Annotated in this window: 20 protein-coding genes; 3 read left to right on the plus strand and 17 right to left on the minus strand. The window is 71.2% G+C overall.

All coding sequences use genetic code 11. From position 1 onward, the window contains the following. Positions 1–64 precede the first annotated feature (64 nt). A complete protein-coding gene (locus tag DEJ16_RS00240; RefSeq protein WP_110824028.1) occupies positions 65–427 on the minus strand; it encodes a LysM peptidoglycan-binding domain-containing protein in 363 nt (120 codons plus the stop codon). Between the two features lie 256 nt (positions 428–683). Here DEJ16_RS00240 and lexA point away from each other — a divergent pair, with 256 nt between their 5' ends. After that, positions 684–1,328 (plus strand): transcriptional repressor LexA, encoded by a 645-nt coding sequence (gene lexA / locus DEJ16_RS00245; RefSeq protein WP_110823889.1) that lies wholly within the window; start codon positions 684–686, stop codon positions 1,326–1,328. A 142-nt stretch (positions 1,329–1,470) separates the two neighbouring features. On the opposite strand, the gene hflX is transcribed toward lexA, so the two are convergent. After that, positions 1,471–3,015 (minus strand): GTPase HflX, encoded by a 1,545-nt coding sequence (gene hflX / locus DEJ16_RS00250; protein ID WP_110824027.1) that lies wholly within the window; start codon positions 3,013–3,015, stop codon positions 1,471–1,473. A 61-nt stretch (positions 3,016–3,076) separates the two neighbouring features. Here hflX and DEJ16_RS00255 point away from each other — a divergent pair, with 61 nt between their 5' ends. Beyond that, a complete protein-coding gene (locus tag DEJ16_RS00255; RefSeq protein ID WP_110823888.1) occupies positions 3,077–3,688 on the plus strand; it encodes a class I SAM-dependent methyltransferase in 612 nt (203 codons plus the stop codon). Positions 3,689–3,814: 126 nt separating this feature from the next. Here DEJ16_RS00255 and dapF read toward each other — a convergent pair whose 3' ends face one another. The 14 genes from dapF to DEJ16_RS00325 all read right to left on the minus strand — a co-directional run bounded on the left by dapF (position 3,815) and on the right by DEJ16_RS00325 (position 18,694). Continuing rightward, on the minus strand, positions 3,815–4,705 hold the full coding sequence (gene dapF, locus DEJ16_RS00260) for a diaminopimelate epimerase (RefSeq protein ID WP_110823887.1): 891 nt from the start codon (positions 4,703–4,705) through the stop codon (positions 3,815–3,817). Continuing rightward, positions 4,702–5,646, minus strand: a complete 945-nt coding sequence (miaA, locus tag DEJ16_RS00265) for a tRNA (adenosine(37)-N6)-dimethylallyltransferase MiaA (RefSeq protein ID WP_110824026.1) — start codon at positions 5,644–5,646, stop codon at positions 4,702–4,704. Before miaA ends, dapF begins: the two co-directional genes overlap by 4 nt. A gap of 106 nt (positions 5,647–5,752) precedes the next feature. After that, positions 5,753–7,246 carry a tRNA (N6-isopentenyl adenosine(37)-C2)-methylthiotransferase MiaB gene (miaB, locus tag DEJ16_RS00270; protein WP_110823886.1) on the minus strand — a complete coding sequence of 498 codons (1,494 nt, stop codon included), beginning with the start codon at positions 7,244–7,246 and terminating at the stop codon, positions 5,753–5,755. Between the two features lie 62 nt (positions 7,247–7,308). Further along, positions 7,309–8,250, minus strand: coding sequence for a regulatory protein RecX (locus DEJ16_RS00275; RefSeq protein ID WP_110823885.1), 942 nt, complete (start codon positions 8,248–8,250; stop codon positions 7,309–7,311). Continuing rightward, a complete protein-coding gene (gene recA, locus DEJ16_RS00280) occupies positions 8,247–9,305 on the minus strand; it encodes a recombinase RecA (RefSeq protein WP_110823884.1) in 1,059 nt (352 codons plus the stop codon). The genes DEJ16_RS00275 and recA overlap by 4 nt, the downstream gene beginning before the upstream one ends. 261 nt (positions 9,306–9,566) lie before the next feature. Next, entirely contained in the window at positions 9,567–9,791 is a 225-nt protein-coding gene (locus tag DEJ16_RS00285) for a DUF3046 domain-containing protein (RefSeq protein WP_110823883.1), read from the minus strand. Positions 9,792–9,857: 66 nt separating this feature from the next. Next, complete coding sequence (locus DEJ16_RS00290; RefSeq protein ID WP_110823882.1) at positions 9,858–10,166, minus strand: helix-turn-helix domain-containing protein; 309 nt, start codon at positions 10,164–10,166, stop codon at positions 9,858–9,860. A 154-nt stretch (positions 10,167–10,320) separates the two neighbouring features. Next, a complete protein-coding gene (locus DEJ16_RS00295; protein WP_110823881.1) occupies positions 10,321–10,827 on the minus strand; it encodes a CinA family protein in 507 nt (168 codons plus the stop codon). Then, positions 10,824–11,456 (minus strand): CDP-diacylglycerol--glycerol-3-phosphate 3-phosphatidyltransferase, encoded by a 633-nt coding sequence (gene pgsA / locus DEJ16_RS00300; protein ID WP_110823880.1) that lies wholly within the window; start codon positions 11,454–11,456, stop codon positions 10,824–10,826. The genes DEJ16_RS00295 and pgsA overlap by 4 nt, the downstream gene beginning before the upstream one ends. A 4-nt stretch (positions 11,457–11,460) precedes the next feature. Next, a complete protein-coding gene (locus DEJ16_RS00305; RefSeq protein ID WP_110823879.1) occupies positions 11,461–14,412 on the minus strand; it encodes a DNA translocase FtsK in 2,952 nt (983 codons plus the stop codon). A gap of 100 nt (positions 14,413–14,512) precedes the next feature. Continuing rightward, complete coding sequence (locus DEJ16_RS00310; RefSeq protein WP_110823878.1) at positions 14,513–16,189, minus strand: ribonuclease J; 1,677 nt, start codon at positions 16,187–16,189, stop codon at positions 14,513–14,515. A gap of 48 nt (positions 16,190–16,237) precedes the next feature. Then, a complete protein-coding gene (gene dapA, locus DEJ16_RS00315; RefSeq protein WP_110823877.1) occupies positions 16,238–17,215 on the minus strand; it encodes a 4-hydroxy-tetrahydrodipicolinate synthase in 978 nt (325 codons plus the stop codon). A gap of 91 nt (positions 17,216–17,306) precedes the next feature. Continuing rightward, positions 17,307–17,807: a dihydrofolate reductase gene (locus DEJ16_RS00320; protein ID WP_309146399.1), complete on the minus strand. Its 501-nt coding sequence runs from the start codon at positions 17,805–17,807 to the stop codon at positions 17,307–17,309. An 83-nt stretch (positions 17,808–17,890) separates the two neighbouring features. Continuing rightward, positions 17,891–18,694: a thymidylate synthase gene (locus DEJ16_RS00325; RefSeq protein WP_220032700.1), complete on the minus strand. Its 804-nt coding sequence runs from the start codon at positions 18,692–18,694 to the stop codon at positions 17,891–17,893. Positions 18,695–18,806: 112 nt separating this feature from the next. Here DEJ16_RS00325 and DEJ16_RS00330 point away from each other — a divergent pair, with 112 nt between their 5' ends. Then, positions 18,807–19,709 (plus strand): TIGR01777 family oxidoreductase, encoded by a 903-nt coding sequence (locus DEJ16_RS00330; protein ID WP_110824023.1) that lies wholly within the window; start codon positions 18,807–18,809, stop codon positions 19,707–19,709. A gap of 16 nt (positions 19,710–19,725) precedes the next feature. Here the strand turns inward: DEJ16_RS00330 and DEJ16_RS00335 are convergent, their stop codons facing one another. Beyond that, the gene (locus DEJ16_RS00335; protein WP_110823876.1) at positions 19,726–20,133 is read right to left on the minus strand and encodes a tetratricopeptide repeat protein; all 408 of its coding nucleotides are present in this window, start codon (positions 20,131–20,133) and stop codon (positions 19,726–19,728) included. Between the last annotated feature and the right edge of the window lie 28 nt (positions 20,134–20,161).

Here is a 20,161-nt window from a genome sequence, read left to right on the forward strand (position 1 = left end):
TCGCCGCCCGTCCGGACGGTGCCGCGTGATCGGTGGTCGCGCCGGGCGCCCAGCGGTCGGACGGTCAGTTGCCGTACTGGGCCGGGATGGCGATCTCCTGGCCGGCCTGCACACCCGAGCCGTCGAGTGCGTTGAGGCTCACGACGTCCTGGACGAAGTCGCGCGGGTCGGAGTCGGGCGCGGTCTGCTCGGCCAGCTGCCACAGGGTCTCGCCCGGCTGGACCGTGACGGTGTCGAAGTGCACGTCGGCCGCCCGGTCACCGGCAGATGCCTGACCGCCGTTGAGCATCGCGATCCCGACGCAGAACAGCACGGGAAGGGCGGCGAGGGTCGTGAAGACGACCCGCCCGCGGCGGGTGAGACGGAGACGCGTCCGCACTGCGTGTGCTGCGGTGTGCTGCGTGTCCACGATGGCGTTGGTGCTCATGTCGTTGCCTTCCTGCTTGCCGTCGGAGTCCGACCGGTCCGGATGGGCCGACCGAAGCCGTGTACCGAACATACGTTCGATTGGGTGGATGCACAAGTCCCGTGGAGGGATCTGTGGGGGGATTTCCTGCGACACGCTCGAACAGGTGTTTGGCCCGGGTGCGCCGACCGGATACTGTTTCGAGCGACTGGAACGAGTCTCGCGGCCACCACCGACATTCCCGCGGACACCGTTCCACCGCGACGAAGGGCGAGACGTGACGGACGAACTGCGCGGACAGAAACCGCTGACCGCGAAGCAGCAGTCGATCCTCGACGCCATCCGCGCGTCGATCGCCAGCCGGGGCTACCCGCCGAGCATGCGCGAGATCGGCGACGCCGCCGGCCTCTCGTCACTCTCGAGCGTCTCGCACCAGCTCGGACAGCTCGAGCTCGGCGGGTGGATCCGTCGTGACCCGAACCGCCCGCGCGCGCTCGAGGTCCTCGTCGACGAGCCGGCGCCCGGCACCGACGGGCCGGACGTGGACGCCACCACCCTCGTGCCGCTGGTCGGGCGCATCGCGGCCGGTGTCCCGATCACCGCGGAGCAGCACGTCGACGAGATCATCCCGCTCCCCCGTCAGCTGGTCGGGACGGGCGACCTCTTCATGCTCAAGGTCGTGGGCGAGTCGATGATCGACGCCGCGATCTGCGACGGCGACTGGGTGGTCGTCCGTGCACAGCAGACCGCCGAGAACGGTGACGTCGTCGCCGCCATGCTCGACGAGGAAGCGACCGTCAAGGTCTTCCGTCAGCGCGACGGGCACACGTGGCTGCTGCCCCGCAACTCCGCGTTCGAGCCGATCCTCGGCGACGCCGCGACGGTCCTCGGCAAGGTCGTCGCGGTCCTCCGCTCCCTCTGACACCACTCCCCGACACACGACGAGGGCGGCCGCACGCATCGCGAAGGCGGTGCGGGCAGCCGCCCTCGTCCCGGTCCCGCGGGACGCCGGACGGGAGGCGCGGTGCGAGCGTGCACCGCGCCTCCCGTCCGGCGGACCAGCGTCAGACGGACGCGACCGGCGCGACCACGTACGGGTCGAGTTCGGCGACCTCCCGCTGGAAGACCCGCACCCGGAGGCGCGTCCCCTCCGCCACGTAGTCGAGGGACTCGACCGCGCCGGCGTCGTGCAGCTGCGAGACCAGGTCGCCGCGGGAGAACGGCAGGACGACGGTCAGTTCGACGTCGGGCTCCGGCAGGCGAGCCTCGATCGCCGCGAGCAGGTCCGGGATGCCGGCACCGGTCCGCGCCGACACGAAGACGGCGTCCGGCGCGAGCGCCACGAGGGCCATGCGCTGGGTGTCGTCGATCAGGTCGGCCTTGTTGAACACGACGACCTCCGGGATGTCGCGCGCGCCGACGTCGCCGATCACGTCGCGGACGGTCGCGAGCTGCGCCGCCGGGTCCGGGTGGGAGCCGTCCACGACGTGCACGATGACATCCGCGTTCCCGACCTCCTCGAGCGTCGAACGGAACGCCTCGACCAACTGGTGCGGGAGGTTCCGGACGAAGCCCACGGTGTCCGTGAAGGTGAACTCGCGACCCTTCGACGTCTCCGTGCGCCGGACCGTCGAGTCGAGGGTGGCGAACAGCTGGTTCTGCACCAGGACGCCTGCGCTCGTCAGTCGGTTGAGCAGCGAGGACTTGCCGGCGTTCGTGTACCCGGCGATCGCGACGCTCGGGACGTCGTTGCGGTCGCGGTCGGCACGCTTGGCCTCGCGGGCGGGTGTGAAGGACGCGATCTGACGGCGCAACTTCGCCATCCGGGTGTGGATGCGGCGTCGGTCGAGCTCGATCTTCGTCTCACCGGGACCACGGGAGCCCATACCTGCACCGCCGGAGACCTGACCACCGGCCTGTCGGGACATCGATTCACCCCAACCGCGCAGACGCGGCAGCAGGTACTCGAGCTGTGCGAGCTCGACCTGCGCCTTGCCCTCGCGGGTGGTGGCGTGCTGACTGAAGATGTCCAGGATCACGGCCGTCCGGTCGATCACCTTGACCTTCACGACGTCCTCGAGCGCGCGCCGCTGCGAGGGTGCGAGTTCGGTGTCGGCGATGACCGTGTCGGCACCGGTGGCCTTGACCACCGTCGCGAGTTCCTGGGCCTTGCCCTTGCCGAGGTACGTCGCCGGGTCCGGGTTCGGTCGGCGCTGCAGGAGGCCGTCGAGCACCACGGCACCGGCGGTCTCGGCGAGGGCCGACAGTTCGCGGAGGGAGTTCTCGGCGTCGGAGGCGTCGCCCTGCGCGTACACGCCGATGAGGACGACCCGCTCGAGCCGGAGCTGCCGGTACTCGACCTCGGTGACGTCCTCGAGCTCGGTGGAGAGGCCGCCGACGCGGCGCAGCGCCGCACGGTCCTCACGGTCGTACTGTTCGCCGTCGCCGTCCCAGCCCTGCTCGTCCACCGAGCGGGTCTGGATCGCCTGCGCCGGCGCGAAGATGGAGGATGCTGCGCGCCGGTCGGCGTTGCGCAGCACCCGCTCGACGACACCGTCTGCGCTGTCGTCGTGGATGGTCTGTTCGTCCTGCTGATGGGATTCCGTCATGCTGTCCACAGGGTACCTCCGGAGCCCTCTGGACACACGGGGTTCCCGGTACGGTTCTTCCATGGCGAACGACCACTACTTCTCTGCCACTCCGGAGAGCCCGGCGCGGCCGCGGCAGATCCGCGTGACGCTCGCCGGTCGGACGCTCGACCTCACCACCGCCGCCGGCGTCTTCAGCCCGGACGGCATCGACCGCGGCACGAGCGTGCTGCTGCGCACCGTCCCCGCGCCCGCGCCCACCGGGGACCTGCTCGACGTCGGATGCGGGTGGGGTCCGTTGGCGATCACCATGGCGCTGCAGTCCCCCGACGCCCACGTGTGGGGCGTCGACGTCAACGAGCGCGTCCTCGACCTGGCGCGCACCAACGCCGCCACTGCCGGAGCGGACAACGTGACGGTGGGTCTGCCCGCCGACATCCCGTCCGACGCGACGTTCCGGACGATCTGGTCGAACCCGCCGATCCGGGTCGGCAAGGACGAACTGCACGACATCCTCCGCACGTGGATCCCCCGGCTCGCCGTCGGCGGGGACGCCTGGCTCGTGGTGTCGAAGGACCTCGGCGGGGACTCCCTGCAGCGCTGGTTGCAGCAGACGCTGGCGGAGGGCTTCACCGTCACGCGGGCGACGACCGACAAGGGCTTCCGCGTCATCCGGGTGCACCGGACGGCGTGACCGGGGCCGGGTGAGGCCTGCCCGGCCCAGCTCAGCTCGGGCGGGCCCGGATCAGCTCGGGCGGGCCCGGCCCAGCTCGGACGGACCCAGACCAGCTCGGACGGACCCAGACGGGCTCAGGCCGCCTCAGACCGCGAGGTCCCCCGAGAAGACGAGTTCCGCCGGACCGGCGAGCGAGACGTGCTCGCCGTCCTCCGCGGCGAACATGCGCACGGTGAGCACGCCGCCCGGAACGCGGACGCGCCAGGTGTCGGGCGCTGCCGAGCCCGCCCAGTACCGGGTCGCGAGGGCCGCGGCGATCGCACCCGTCCCGCACGACAGCGTCTCGCCACTCCCACGCTCGTGCACGCGCATCGTGATCTCGCCGACACCGTCCGTGACGAGTGGGTCGCCGGGGAGCACGAACTCGACGTTCGCGCCCGAAGCGGGAGCCGGGTCGAGCACCGGCACGTAGGTCAGGTCGATGCCGGCGAGCTCCTCCTCGCTGGCGACCGCCACGACGACGTGCGGGTTGCCCACGTCGATGCCGAGGCCGGGCCGTGCGCGGTCGAGCTCCTTCGCGCGGACGAGGACGTCGTCCGACCCGCCACCGTCGATGCCGAGACGCCACCGGCCGAGGTCGGCAGCGAAGCCCGTCGACGACCGTTGGATGTCGACGAGGCCCTTCCGGCTGCCCACGGTCAGGGTCTGTCCCGGGGCGAGGTCGACGAGTCCCGCCTCGGTCAGGTACCGGGCGAAGACGCGGATCCCGTTGCCACACATCTCGGCCACCGAGCCGTCGGCGTTGTGGTAGTCCATGAACCAGGTGGCGTCCGGGTCCTCGGCGAGGACCGCTCGGCCCTCGGGGATCGCGTCGGACCGCACCGCCCGGATGACGCCGTCGGCGCCGACGCCGAACCGCCGGTCTGCGATCGCACGGATCCGGTCCGGGGTCAGGTCGACCGTCGCGTCGGGGTCGGCGAACAGGACGAAGTCGTTGCCGGTCCCGTGGCCCTTGGTGAAGTGCAGCTCGGTCACGGGATGATCCTACGGGCCAGTCCCGACAGCTCCGCGGCCCCGGCGCCGGTGACGTCCACCGCGCTCACCCGGGTCGTCCCGGCGTCGGCGTACCGCTTGAACCACGAGACCTGTCGTCGCGCGTACTTGCGCGTCGCGATGCTCGTCGCCTCCACGGCCTGGTCGACCGTCGCCTCCCCGCGGAGGACCTGGAGTGCCTGCGCGTACCCGATGGCGGCAGGCGCCGTGCGGCCCTGTTCGAGTCCCCGGTCCCGCAGGGTCGCGACCTCGTCCACGAGCCCGGTGGCGAACATGCGCTCGGCCCGGGTGCGGAGGCCCGCCACGAGCTGCTCGCGGTCGCGCCGCAGGTGCAGGACGTGCGCCGGTCGCCACGGGCGCGGCGCGGACGGGAGGCTCGGGGTGACGCGGTCCGACCGGCTCGCGATCTCGACGGCCCGGATCAACCGCCGCGGGTTGCGGGCGTCGATCTCGGCCGCCGCGGCCGGGTCGAGCGCTCGCAGTCGGTCGAGCAGGACGGTCGGCCCGAGCTCCCGGTGCTCCCGCTCGAGCTGCTCGCGGAGCACGGGATCGGTCCCCGGGAAGTCGAGGTCGAACAGCACGGCCGACACGTAGAGGCCGCTGCCGCCGACGAGCACGGCGACACCGCCGTCCGCCGTGATCTCCGTGATCGCCGCGCGGGCGTCACGCTGGTACGCCGCGACGCTCGCCTCGTCCGTGACGTCGAGCACGTCGAGCTGGTGGTGCGGGATCTCGCGACGTCCGGACTCCGGGACCTTCGCGGTGCCGATGTCCATACCGCGGTAGAGCTGCATGGCATCGGCGTTGACGATCTCCGCCCGTCGGCCATGCGCACGGTGCCGTTCGGCGAGGGCCAGGGCGAGCTCGGACTTGCCGGTGCCGGTCGCCCCGACCACCGCGACGACGTCCGCGCCGGCGACCAGGTCGAGTGGTGCGCCCTGGTCGCTCCCGACACCCGGACCGACGCCCGGCCCGGCGGGTCCGTCGATCGCCGCACCGCTCCGGGACCCGGGGTCCGCCGAGCGCCCGTCAGCGTCCGACACGGAGCGTGGGGAGACCGAGCGACACCGGACGTGGTCCGGCACCGGGGACGGCAGGGGTGGGGACGCCGCACGACTCGGCCTGCGCGCGGTCCCACGCGTCGCCCGCTCGGGTGCGGCGGATGCGGAGGGGGGCGTCCGAATCCGCGATGAGGAAGTGCGGCGCGGCCCGGGTCACCTCGACGGAGACGACGTCGCCGGGTCGTGGCACGTCGGACCGGGCCGGCACCGCGAAGTGCACGAGGCGGGCGTCCTCGGCGCGGCCGGAGAGGCGGTGCGTGCTGTCGTCCTTCTTGCCCTCCCCCGTGGCCACGAGGACCTCGACGGTGCGCCCGAGCTGTGCGCTGTTCTCCTCTGCGGTGATCCGCTCCTGCAGGGCGATGAGTCGCTCGTACCGCTCCTGCACGACCTCCTTCGGCAGTTGACCGTCCATCGTCGCAGCCGGGGTACCGGGGCGGATCGAGTACTGGAACGTGAAGGCCGTGGCGAACCGGGCCTGCTCGACGACGCGCATGGTGTCCGCGAAGTCCTCGTCCGTCTCGCCCGGGAAGCCGACGATGATGTCGGTCGAGATCGCAGCGTGCGGGATCGCGGCGCGCACCCGGTCGAGGATGCCGAGGAAGCGTTCGCTCCGGTAGCTGCGCCGCATGGCCTTGAGCACCCGGTCCGAGCCGGACTGCAGCGGCATGTGCAGCTGCGGCATGACGTTCGGCGTCTCCGCCATCGCGCTGATGACGTCGTCGGTGAACGCTGCGGGGTGCGGACTGGTGAAGCGCACGCGTTCCAGGCCGTCGATCTGCCCGGTGGCGCGGAGGAGCTTGCCGAACGCCTGACGGTCGCCGAACTCGACGCCGTAGGAGTTGACGTTCTGCCCGAGCAGCGTGACCTCGATCGCACCGTCGTCGACGAGGGCCTGGATCTCGGCGAGCACGTCACCCGGCCGGCGGTCCCGCTCCTTGCCGCGGAGGGACGGCACGATGCAGAACGTGCACGTGTTGTTGCAGCCGACGGAGATCGACACCCAGCCGCTCGAGGTCGACTCCCGCTTGGTCGGCAATGTCGAGGGGAAGACGTCGAGGGACTCGAGGATCTCGAGCTGTGCCTCGTCGTTGTGCCGGGCCCGCTCGAGCAGGGTCGGCAGGGAGCCCATGTTGTGCGTGCCGAACACGACGTCCACCCACGGCGCCTTCTCGAGGATGACGTCCTTGTCCTTCTGCGCCAGGCAGCCGCCGACGGCGATCTGCATGCCGGGGCGCTCGCGCTTGACGGCCGCGAGCCGGCCGAGGTTGCCGTACAGGCGCTTGTCCGCGTTCTCGCGCACGGCGCAGGTGTTGATGACGACGACGTCGGCCTGCTCGTCCTCCGCGGCGACGTACCCGGCGGCTCGGAGCGACCCGCTGAGCCGCTCGGAGTCGTGCACGTTCATCTGGCACCCGTAGGTGCGCACTTCGTAGGTACGCGGGCGCGCGGCGACGGTCTCCATGATCGTCCCAGTGTAGAACCGGGCGCCCCCCGGAAAGCGGCCGGATCCGGACCGGAGCCGCTCTACTCGAACCGGACGGTGCCGCGGCCTCCGGTCGGCGGACGCCGCGGTCCGTCGAGCGCACGCTCGACCGCGATCCGCACGACACCGCCGTTGTAGCCCTTGCGCATGAGGAACCCGGACAGCCGCCGCTCGGCGGTCGCACGGTCGAGACCACGCATCTGGCCCGCACGCTTCGTGGCGAGCTCGATCGCCCGGATGAACTCGTCGTCCTCGTCGTCCGCGGCCGCGTCGAGTGCTGCGTCGATCGCGGCCTGGTCGATGCCGCGGCGACGGAGGTCCGCCACGATCGCCTGCCGGCCCAGGCCCTTGCGCGAGTGCATCCGGTCCACCAGGTCGGTGGCCAGGGCGACGTCGTCGAGCAGCCCGACGCGGGTGAGCCGTTCGATCTCCTGCTCGATCACGTCGGGGTCGAACGCGTCCTGCTTGCTGAGCATCGCCCGGAGCTCGGACGTGCTCACGCCGCGGCGGCTGAGCGCGCGCATGCTGATGCGCTCGGCGTCGGCGCGCTGCTCGTCGAGCGGCCGCGGGGCGTCCGCCGGGTCCAACTCATCGCCGGTGATCGAGAAGACCGACGCTGTCTGCGCGTCGGCTTCCTCGTCGCCGTACCCGTCCTGCTCAGCGCGAGCACTCCGGCCCGAGCCGTCGCCGACGACCGGGGACAGCCAAGCCGCCTGCGCACCGCGGACGGGCAGCGGCACCGGGGCGTCGGCGTCGGACGGCGGAGCCGCAGGCACACGCTCCCGTCCGGAACCGGCACCGGCACCGGCACCGGCACCCGGATCATCGCTGCCGACATCCGCCCGGCTGGGGGCGTCCGCTGGAGCCACACCCGCGCCACCAGCGTCGCCGGCACCGGGCCGGGCACCGCCGGAGCGCCGGCGGGACCTCGCACCGAACAGGTCGGTGACCGGCGCGAGGTCCTCGCCGTCGTGGTCGGTCACGCGCCCTTGCGCTCCGCGAGCTTCGGCGCGATCGAGTCGACCGGCGCCGCTTCCTTCGCACCGCCGACGCCGAGCTTGGCGAGGATCTTGCCCTCGATCTCAGCGGCGATCTCGGGGTTCTGGATGAGGAAGGAGCGCGAGTTCTCCTTGCCCTGCCCGAGCTGGTCGCCGTCGTAGGTGTACCAAGCACCGGACTTCTTCACGATCCCGTGGTCGACGCCGAAGTCCAGCAGCGAACCCTCGCGCGAGATGCCCACCCCGTACAGGATGTCGAACTCGGCCTGCTTGAAGGGCGGCGCCATCTTGTTCTTGACGACCTTGACCCGGGTGCGGTTGCCGACGGCGTCCGTCCCGCTCTTCAGCGTCTCGATGCGACGGATGTCGAGGCGGACCGACGCGTAGAACTTGAGCGCCTTACCGCCGGAGGTCGTCTCGGGCGATCCGAAGAACACACCGATCTTCTCGCGCAGCTGGTTGATGAAGATCATCGTGGTCTGCGTCTGGTTCAGCCCACCGGCGAGCTTGCGGAGTGCCTGCGACATGAGGCGGGCCTGCAGACCGACGTGCGAGTCACCCATCTCACCCTCGATCTCCGCGCGGGGCACGAGTGCCGCGACGGAGTCGATGACGATGAGGTCGATGGAACCCGACCGGACGAGCATGTCCGCGATCTCGAGCGCCTGCTCGGCGGTGTCCGGCTGCGAGACGAGCAGCGCGTCGATGTCGACCCCGAGCTTCTTGGCGTACTCCGGGTCGAGCGCGTGCTCGGCGTCGATGAACGCCGCGATGCCGCCGTTGCGCTGCGCGTTCGCGATGGCGTGGATCGTCAGCGTGGTCTTGCCGGAGGACTCCGGCCCGTAGATCTCGATGATGCGTCCGCGCGGGAGCCCACCGATCCCGAGCGCGACGTCCAGCGCGACGGAACCGGTGGGGATGACGGCCACCGGGGCACGCTCATCCGTCCCGAGGCGCATCACGGCACCCTTGCCGAACTGACGGTCGATCTGGGCGAGAGCAGTCTCGAGGGCCTTCTCGCGGTCTACTGGTGATGGCATGGGGTGCTCCTTCGTGCTGATGACGGCCGCCTGTAGGCTGTCGCGTCCGGACCGGCCGATGGTGCAAGGCCACTCGTTCTGCGACAAGGCTTCGGACGTGTTCCGATGTCCTCGAACCTACGGCCGCCCACCGACATCCCTGCCGTCAGGAGCGGAGGTCGTGGATGGGACACCCGGTCGACGTCGCTGTGGAGGAACGTAGCACCCACCGAACACGTGTTCGAGCGACACGCCGAACACACGTTCCCATCCTCCGCGGACTCAGTCGCGCGGCTCCTGCAGTCCCTTGCCGTGCCGACGCTCGAGCGGGACGTCCTGCGAGTCGCAGAGGGCGTCCCACACGGCACGCGCGTCGACGCCCGCTGCGAGCGCGTCGGCGGCCGACCGGCCTCCGAGCTGTTCGAGCACGACGTCCCGGGACACGACCGCTCCGTACGCGTCCCCGAACACCTGGTCGACGGCTCGCCAGAACTCACTCACCCGCATCGGACCAGCGTAACAACGGGGAACGCCCCCGTCGGCGGACCGACGGGGGCGTTCGAGCGGTACGGGTCAGCGCACCGCGAGGTCGTTGTCGAACTCGGCGACGAGCTCGTCCGGGAGCGTGTCCGGGACACGCGTGAGTCCCTCGACCACTGCGAGGCGGTCGCCCACCTCGCGCATGATCGTCGAGATCGGGGTGTCGAGGGCGTCCGCCACAGAAGCGAGGATCTCGGAGCTGGCCTCTTTCTGACCGCGCTCCACTTCGCTGAGGTACCCGAGGGCAACACTGGCCTTGGACGCGACCTGACGGAGGGTCCGGCCCTTCTGCAAGCGGAAGTCCCGCAGCACGTCGCCGATCTCCTGACGAACGAGAACCATGAGAACTCCTCCTTCCTGTCATCTCCGCGCCCGCTCGATCCGGATGACCGAGCTCGGGTCCGGCGACCCTGAGGTTGCCGGTTGCAGCATGGTAGCCAGTGCGGCTGCCGTCCTGCTGGAGATTGCGTGAGATGTAACCTGACGGTCACGCCCGCTATTCCACGCCCTGGAGTCTGGATCGCAGACGTGCCAGGAGTTCGGAGACGACCGCCGCGCGGATTGCCCCGCGGTCCCCGTCCAGGTGGAGTTCGACCGCTGCGGCGCGCTCGGCGCTCGCGATCCCGATGAACACGGTGCCGACCGGTTTGCCGTCCTGCGGATCCGGTCCGGCGACGCCGGTCGTGCTGATCCCCCAGGTCGCGGGGACGCCGTCCACGGCCAGCGCGATCCGGACACCCGCGGCCATCTGGCGGGCCACCTCGGGGTCCACGGCGCCGTGCTCGGCGAGCAGGTCGGCATCGACACCGAGCACGGTCGCCTTCACGGGCGTTGCGTAGGCGACGACACCGCCGCGCACGACGGCCGACGCCCCGGGGACGCCGACCAGCTCCGACACGACGAGTCCGCCGGTCAACGACTCCGCGACCGCCACGGTCTCGCCGCGTGCGGTCAGGGCCGCCACGAGTGCCGCTGCGTGACCGCCGGAGTCGGCGTCGGTCACGCCGGGGTCCGGTTGTGCTTCCACGCCTGCACCAGGTAGTCGACACCGCTCGCCACGGTCGCCACGAGGGCGGCCGCCATGAAGACGCCGTTCACCCAGTGCGCGAGGTCGCCGACCAGGTGCCACCACGGGAACAGCGCGAGGGTGAGCGCGACGGCCTGCAGCACGGTCTTGACCTTGCCGCCGCGGCTGGCCGGGATGACCCGGTCGGACAGCACGGCGAACCGGAAGACGGTGATGCCGATCTCACGGACCATGATGAGCACCGTCACGTACCAGGGCAGTTCTCCGAGGATCGAGAGGGCCACGAGGGCGCCGCCGATGAGGACCTTGTCGGCGATCGGGTCGACGAGCTTCCCGAAGTCGGTGACCAGGTCCTGGCGTCGCGCGATGATGCCGTCGGCGCTGTCGGTGACGATCGCCACGACGAAGAGCACCGCGGCCCAGATGCGCACCGGCCCGTCCGCACCGGCATCCGCCAGGAGCAGCACGAAGAACAGCGGCGCCATGAGGATGCGCACCACGGTGATGATGTTCGCGACGTTCGCGGTCGACGCGGGGCCGGGACCCTTCCGCAGGATCCGGCCGCGCCACGGGAACCGGTTGGTCGTACCGTCGGAGGCGGTCATGGTCTCACTCCCTGCCCGTCAGGCCCCAGGCGTCCTCGTCGGTGTCGCCGTCCACCTCATCGTACCCACGTGTCATGCCGGCCACCGGGTCGTCCCCGTACCGGTCGTCGGACCCCTCCGCCGGGTGCGTGGACCCAGCCGCGGCGGGGGCGGCGGGCGCTGCCGGCGGCTCCTCGCCCCGGAGCTTCGCGAGCACCGCGGGCAGCTGGTCCCCCGTCACGAGGACGTCACGTGCCTTGGACCCCTCGGACGGCCCGACGATGTCGCGGGACTCCATGAGGTCCATGAGCCGCCCGGCCTTCGCGAAGCCGACCCGGAGCTTGCGCTGCAGCATCGACGTCGAACCGAACTGCGTCGAGACGACCTGTTCGACGGCCGCCAACAGCAGCTCGAGGTCGTCGCCGATGTCGGCGTCGATCTCCTTGCGCTCGACCACGGCCGCGACGTCCTGCCGGTACTCGGGCTGGGCCTGTCGCGTGACGTGCTGGACGACCTCGGCGACCTCGGTCTCCTGCACCCAGGCGCCCTGCACGCGGACCGCCTTGGACGACCCCATGGGCAGGAACAGGCCGTCGCCCTGGCCGATGAGCTTGTCGGCGCCGGGCTGGTCGAGGATGACGCGGGAGTCCGTGACGCTCGTGACGGCGAAGGCGATGCGCGACGGCACGTTCGCCTTGATGAGGCCCGTGATGACGTCCACCGACGGGCGCTGCGTCGCGAGCACCAGGTGGATGCCGGCGGCGCGGGCGAGCTGGGTGATGCGGACGATCGACTCCTCGACGTCGCGCGGGGCGACGAGCATGAGGTCGGCGAGCTCGTCCACGACGACGAGCAGGTACGGGTACGGCTTGAGCTTCCGCTCACTGCCGGCCGGCAGCACGATCTCCTCGTTCTGGACCGCCTTGTTGAAGTCGTCGACGTGCCGGAAGCCGAACGACGCCAGGTCGTCGTACCGCATGTCCATCTCCTTCACGACCCACTGCAGCGCCTCGGCCGCCTTCTTCGGGTTCGTGATGATGGGGGTGATGAGGTGCGGGACGCCGGCGTAGATCGACAGCTCCACGCGCTTCGGGTCGACGAGGACCATGCGGACCTCGGACGGCTTCGCGCGCATGAGCAGCGACGTGATCATCGAGTTGATGAAGACCGACTTGCCGGAGCCAGTGGAGCCCGCGACGAGCAGGTGCGGCATCTTCGCCAGGTTCGCCACGACGAAGCCGCCCTCGACGTCCTTGCCGACACCGATGGTCATCGGGTGCTTCGACTTCGTGGCCGCGCTCGACCGGAGGACGTCACCGAGGGAGACGATCTCGCGGTCGGTGTTCGGGATCTCGACGCCGATCGCGCTCTTGCCCGGGATCGGCGAGAGGATGCGGACCTCGTTCGAGGCGACCGCGTAGGACAGGTTCTTCGACAGGGCCGTGACGCGCTCCACCTTGACGCCCGGGCCGAGCTCGATCTCGTACCGCGTGACCGTCGGGCCGCGGGAGAACCCGGTGACCTTCGCGTCGACCTTGAACTCGGTCAGGACGCCGGTGATGGCGGCGACGATCTCGTCGTTCGCCTGGCTGCGGGCGACCGAGGGGGTGCCGGGGCTCAGTGTCGTCGCCGCCGGCAGCCGGTACGGGTGCGCCGGGTCCTCCTCGGTCGCGACCGGCGGCAGACCCTCGGGCTCGTCGTCCACGCCGACGTCGCCGAGGTCCGACTCCGCCGACACGACGGGGACGCTCGCCGGAGCGACGGGCGCCGGTCCGGTCGGGAGGCCCGTGGCGACGGCAGCGGCCACGTCACGGTCCGGACGGAACGCCTCCGTCGGGGACGCCGGCGCCGGCGACCCGAAGTCGCGCAGTGCCTGCTCCGCGCGGTCGAGGTCGTCGGCGACGTCCTGCTCGACCGAGTCGTTCAGGTTGACCGAGACCGGCTCGGCGGGCGTCAGGTCGCGGAGACCGGCCGCGGCACCCGGGGCCGGGACGGCTGCGGGCGCGACACCGGTCGGCGGGATGACGGGGCTGTCGTACGCCGGGTCCTCTTCGCGTCCGGACTTGTTGCGGCGCCACCACGGCAGGTGCCCGTCGGCGCCGTCCTCGACGGGGGTGCCGTCCTCGTCGAACCCGAGGTCCTCGAACAGCGGGAAGTCCTGCGACTGCCCCTTCGGGCTCCGCTTGCGGGTCGGCTTCGTCGCCGGCGCGGTGTCGTCCTCGGCGACGGGTGCCTCGGCGGCCGGGCCGGGAGCGCCGAACAGGTACGCGTACAGCTCGTGCAGCCGCCGGCCGAGCTTGTTCGGCGGGGTCTTGGTGATGATGAAGAGCGAGAGCGCGAGCAGGACCACCGCCACGGGGACCGCGACCCACGCGGTCGCGACGGCGACGAGCCAGCCGATGACGACCCATCCGAGCACGCCGCCGGCCGCGGCCAGGGCGGGCATGCCGTCCGCGGCACTCGGCTGTCCGCCGAACACGTGGCAGAGCGAAGCTATCGACACGAGCATCAGCCCGAGGCCGATCCCGATCCGGGTGTTGTCGTGCACGGACGCCGGGTGCCGGAACAGCCAGCCGGCGAACACGACCATGATGACGGGCAGCGCGAACGCCAGGCGCCCGAACAGGCCACCGAACGTGTAGGCGTCGAGCCCGATCGACACCGGGTTCGTGGGGTTGAGCCACTCCACCACGGCGCCGAGGACCGCGAGGACGAACAGCAGGAACGGGAACCCGTCGCGCCGCTGGTCCTTCTCGAGCGACTCCTTGCCGAGCAGCCGGAAACCGGCGCCGACGCCGTGCGCCACGCCCATCCACGCGGTCACGAGCGGGTTCTGCTCACGGAACACCGGCGTGGGTGCAGCCTGCGGCAGCTTCTTCGTCGTCGCCTGGGTGCGCGTCGTCCCGCGCGCCCCGCTTCCACGGGTCGACGACGAGGACGCGCGCGAGCGCGTGGTCGACTTGGTGCCTCCGGCCATGGGCAGAACCCTAATCGTTCCCGGGGACAACGACGGGAGGCCCGCCGCAACGTCCGGAGCGGACGTGCAGCGGGCCTCCCGGTGCGGTGGGGCGGAGCCCCTATGCCTCGATGACGACCGGCACGATCATCGGGCGACGGCGGTGCTTCGTGTTCACCCAGCGGCCGACCGTGCGCCGGACGACCTGCGTGAACGCGTGCTGGTCGCGCGTGCCGTTGCCGGCGGCGTCCGCCAGGGCCTTCGCGATCTGCGGACGGACGTCGTCGAAGACGGAGTCGTCCTCGGCGAATCCGCGGGACTGGATCTCCGGACCGATGACGCACTGGCCCGTGGTGAAGTCGACGGCGCAGAAGACCGAGATGAAGCCCTCCTCGGCCAGCACGCGGCGGTCCTTCAGGTCGGCGTCGGTGATCTCACCGACGGTGGACCCGTCCACGTAGACGTACCCGATGTCGAGCTGACCGGCGATGGTCACGACGCCGTCCTTGAGGTCGACGACCGTGCCGTCCTCCCCCAGGACCACGTTGCGCGGCGGGACGCCGGTCTGGATCGCCAGGTCGGCGTTCGCGTACAGGTGACGGTGCTCGCCGTGCACGGGCATGACGTTGCGCGGCCGGAGGATGTTGTAGCAGTAGAGCAGCTCGCCGGCGGACGCGTGCCCGGAGACGTGCACCTTCGCGTTGCCCTTGTGCACGACCTTCGCGCCGAGCTTGGTCAGCCCGTCGATCACGCGGTAGACGGCGTTCTCGTTGCCCGGGATGAGCGACGACGCGAGGATGACGGTGTCGCCCTCGCCGATCTCGATCTGGTGCTCGAGGTTCGCCATGCGGGCGAGGACGGCCATCGGCTCGCCCTGGGACCCGGTCGACATGTAGACGATCTGGTCGTCGGGGACGTTCTTCGCCTTCTTCGTGTCGATGAGCACGTTCTCCGGAACCCGCAGGTACCCGAGCTCGGCGGCGATCGTCATGTTGCGGATCATCGAGCGGCCCATGAACGCGACCTTGCGGTTCGCGGCTGCGGCGGCGTCGAGGACCTGCTGCACGCGGTGCACGTGGGACGAGAAGCTCGCGACGACGACCTTCTTGCGGGCGCGCGTGATGATGTTCTCGAGCACGGGGCCGATGTCGCGCTCCGGGGCGGTGAAGCCCGGCACGTCGGCGTTCGTGGAGTCCGGCAGGAACAGGTCGACGCCCTGCTCGCCGAGACGCGCGAACGCACGGAGGTCGGTGATCCGGTCGTCGAGCGGCAGCTGGTCCATCTTGAAGTCACCGGTGTGCAGCACGCGGCCGGCCGGGGTGGTGATGGCGACGGCGAGGGCGTCCGGGATCGAGTGGTTCACGGCGACGAACTCGAGGTGGAACGGACCGAGCTGCTCGGTCTGGTCCTCGGCCACGTTGAGCGTGTACGGCTTGATCCGGTGTTCCTTGAGCTTCGCCTCGACGAGTGCGAGGGTCAGCGTGGAGCCGATGAGCGGGATGTCGCCGCGGAGCTTCAGCAGGTACGGGACGGCGCCGATGTGGTCCTCGTGCCCGTGCGTGAGCACGACACCGAGGACGTCGTCGAGGCGGTCCCGGATCGGCGAGAAGTCCGGCAGGATCAGGTCGACGCCAGGCTGGTGCTCCTCCGGGAAGAGGACGCCGGCGTCGACGATGAGGATCTTGCCCTCGAACTCGTAGACGGTCATGTTGCGACCGATCTCGCCGAGTCCCCCGACGGGGATGACTCGGAGCGTTCCGGGTTCGAGCGGCTGCGGTGTGGAGATCTGTGTGGGCATTCGGTCCTACGGATTCGGGCGACGCACGTCGTGCGCCGCGGTGTTCGTCTAGCGGGTGGTGCCTGGCACCTTCGGTAGTGCGCCGCCGGCCGCTGCGTTGCGATCGGGACGGAAGTTGGAGAAGTCGGCGCCGGGGACGTCCCGGACGGCCTCGAGCGAGGTCTCGATGGCGTACGCCTCGGAGTCCTCGGGCCCGACGAGGGGCAGGCGGACACGCGGGCTGCCGATGCGGCCGAGCCCGTGCAGGACGTACTTCGCGGCGACGGTGCCGGGCACGTGGGTCATGACCGCGCGGACGAGGGGCTCGAGGCGCTTGTGCTCGGCCGTCGCGGTGGCCAGGTCGCCGCGGTTCACGGCGTCGACGATCGTGCGGTACGGCGTGCTCGTGATGTTCGCCGTGACACCGATGAGGCCCGTGGCACCGATCGACAGGTGCGGGAGCACGTTCGTGTCGTCGCCCGAGAAGTACATGAGGTCCGTGTTGTTGAGCACCCGCGAGACCTCGGCGAAGTCGCCCTTGGCGTCCTTCACCGCGAGGATGTTCGGGTGCTTCGACGCGCGCAGGATGGTGTCGTACGTGATCGGGATGCCGGTGCGGCCCGGGATGTCGTACAGGATCACCGGCAGGTCGGTCGCGTCGGCGATCATCCGGAAGTGCGTGAGGACACCGGCCTGGGTCGGCTTGTTGTAGTACGGCGTGACGATCATGACCCCGTCGGCACCGGCGCGCTCGCTCTGCTTGTAGAGCTGCATGGCGTGCGCGGTCTCGTTGGAGCCACCGCCGGTGATGATCTTCGCGCGACCCGCGGCGACGGACTTGCCGACCTCGACCAGCCGGAGTTTCTCCGGGTCGGTGAGGGTCGACGTCTCGCCGGTGGTGCCGGTCACGACGATGCCGTCGGCACCCGCCGTGATGCAGTCGTCGATGTGCTGCTCGACGCCCGGCCAGTCCACCTCGCCGTCGGCGGTGAACGGGGTCACGAGCGCGACGAGGACCTGGCCGAAGGGATTCTCACGCGTGGACACGGAGTCCAGCGTACCGGGCGCGACGGACCGTGCGTCCGTCCGCCCGGACGGTGCCCCGCCGGGAGGCCCGGATCACCTCCGGCAGGTGCGTTCAGGCGCGGCGGCGCCAGTCGAGGAAGCGGTAGCGCGTGCCGTCGACGCGGGACACCTGCCAGGGGCCCTCGTCGACGAGGGTCCAGTCCTCGCCGAGCGTCGGTGCCGAGGTGTCCCCGTCCACCTCGACGTCGACGACGGTCTCCGCGACGCGGTCGGCCGAGGACAGGGCGTCCGCGTAGACCGCGCCGCCGCCGATCACCCAGACGTCGTCGTCGGTGTCGAGCGCGCTGGCCAGGTCGTGCACGACCACGGCACCCTCGGCGGACCACGCGGTGTCCCGCGTCAGCACGACGTTCCGGCGACCGGGCAGCGGGCGGAAGCGCTCGGGCAGGGAGTCCCAGGTGCGACGCCCCATCACGACGGTCGCACTGCCGGTGACCTCGCGGAAGTGCGCGAGGTCCTCCGGCACGTGCCAGGGGATGCCCCCGTCCGCGCCGATGACGCCGTTCGACGACCGGGCCCAGACGAGCCCGACGCCGGTGATCCCCACCGGCACGGCCGGCTCGCCGCTGGCGCGTCGATCCGGAACCGGCGGCGTGGGCCCGGGCTCCGTCCACGACCCCGCCCGGTCGTCCGTCATCAGACCGCGACCTTGCCGGAGATCGCCGGGTGGTGCTCGTAGCCGACGACGGTGATGTCCTCGTACTCGTAGTCGTCGATCGAGTCGCGGGGGGCGAGCTCGAGCGTCGGCAGCGGGTACGGCGTCCGGGTCAGCTGCTCCTGCACCTGCTCGACGTGGTTGTCGTAGACGTGGCAGTCACCACCCGTCCAGATGAAGTCGCCGACCTCGAGTCCGGTCTGTGCCGCGACCATGTGCGTCAGCAGGGCGTACGAGGCGATGTTGAAGGGGACGCCGAGGAACATGTCCGCGCTCCGCTGGTACAGCTGGCACGAGAGCTTGCCGTCGTTGACGTGGAACTGGAAGAACGCGTGGCACGGGGCGAGCGCCATGCTCGGGATGTCCGCCACGTTCCACGCCGACACGATGAGCCGACGCGAATCGGGGTTCGACCGGATCTGCTCGATGACCTGGGCGATCTGGTCGACGTGCTCGCCGGACGGGGTCGGCCAGGAGCGCCACTGCACGCCGTACACCGGCCCGAGGTCGCCGTCCTCGCCCGCCCACTCGTTCCAGATCCGGACGCCGTGCTCCTGCAGCCAGCCGACGTTCGAGTCCCCGCGGAGGAACCACAGCAGCTCGTACGCGATCGACTTCATGTGCACGCGCTTCGTGGTGACGAGCGGGAACCCCTGCGACAGGTCGTAGCGCAGCTGCGCACCGAACAGGCTGCGAGTACCGGTGCCGGTCCGGTCGCCCTTCGGGGAGCCCTCCTCGAGCACTCGGCGCAGCAGGTCTTCGTACGGCGTGGGGATCTCGGTCACGACGTCGAGCCTAAGCGTGCACCGCGGTGGAGGCGAGCCGGGCGACCGGCGGGGTGTCGGGCCTCCCGGCAGCGCCGCGGCGGGCCGTCAGGTGCGTGAGTACCGTGGCGGCATGACGTCACAGCCCCTCTCGGTCCTGGTGGCCGGCGCATCCGGCTTCATCGGCACGCCACTCGTCCGTGCCCTGCGCGAAGCGGGGCACCACGTCTCGACGCTGGTTCGGCGCGAGCCGCGGACGCCGACCGAGTTCCGGTGGGCGCCCGGGGAGCGTCCGCTCGACCCGGCCGTCCTGGACGGCGCCGACGTCGTCGTCAACCTGTCCGGCGCGAACCTCGGCAAGCTGCCCTGGACGGACTCCTACCGACACGCGATCCGGTCCTCCCGGGTCGACGCCACGACGACCCTGGTCGACGCGATGCGTGCCGCCACGACACCGCCCCGCGTCTTCCTGTCCGGGTCCGCCTCGGGGGTCTACGGCGACCGGCCGGCCGACGTCCTCGACGACGACGCGTCGTCCGGCAGCGGGTTCCTCGCCGACGTCTGCACCGCCTGGGAGGCAGAGGCCCGCCGCGCGCCCGACGGCGTGCGCGTCGTGCTGCTGCGCACCGGCATCGTCATCGGTCAGGGCGGTGGCGCGCTCGCCCCACTCGTCCCGCTGACGAAGGCGGGTGGCGGCGGTCGTCTCGGCACCGGTGGCCAGTGGTGGCCGTGGATCGCCCTCGAGGACGAGGTCGGCGCGATCGTGCACCTGGTGACCGCCGACGACGTGTCCGGTCCGGTCAACCTGTCGGGCCCGGAGCCGGCCGTGGCCGACCGCATCACCAAGCGCGTCGCCGAGGACCTGCACCGCCCGTACCTGTTCCGCGTCCCGGCCTTCGCGCTCCGCAGGCTGCTCGGGGACGCGGCGGACGAGATGCTCCTGTCCAACCAGCGGATGGTCCCGGCGAAGCTGCTCGACTCGGGCTACACGTTCCGGTACACGCGGGCCGAGGACGCGGTCGACGCGGCGTTCTGACCCCGTCCCCGCACCGTCACCGTGCGTGCGCGAGGGCGGTCCGCATCGCGGCGCGGGCGCGCTTCCGGTCCCCCGCCGCGTCGTAGACGACCCCGAGGCGGTACCAGGCACGCCAGTCGTCCGGGGCGGCCTCGACCGCGGCGCGGTAGCGCGGGAACAGCTCGTCGGCGGCGCCCCGGTCCGGACGCCCGGAGGGGCGCACCGGGACGACGTCCGACGGTGCGCCGCCGTCCCGTTCGAGCCGGGCGCCGAGGCGCGTGATGCGCAGTCCGAAGCGGAGTTCCAGCACGAGGAGCAGTGCCCCCACCAGGGCCACGACGACCAGCGCGACGCCGATGCCGATGCCGACCGGGAGGCCGGTCGCGATGAACGCCACCGCCCGCTGCCCGACGAGCACGATGTACACCACGAGCAGGACGGTCATGAGCAGGACGCCCCAGAACGGTGACCGC

Source organism: Curtobacterium sp. MCJR17_055, from assembly GCF_003224335.1.
Taxonomy (GTDB): Bacteria; Actinomycetota; Actinomycetes; order Actinomycetales; family Microbacteriaceae; genus Curtobacterium.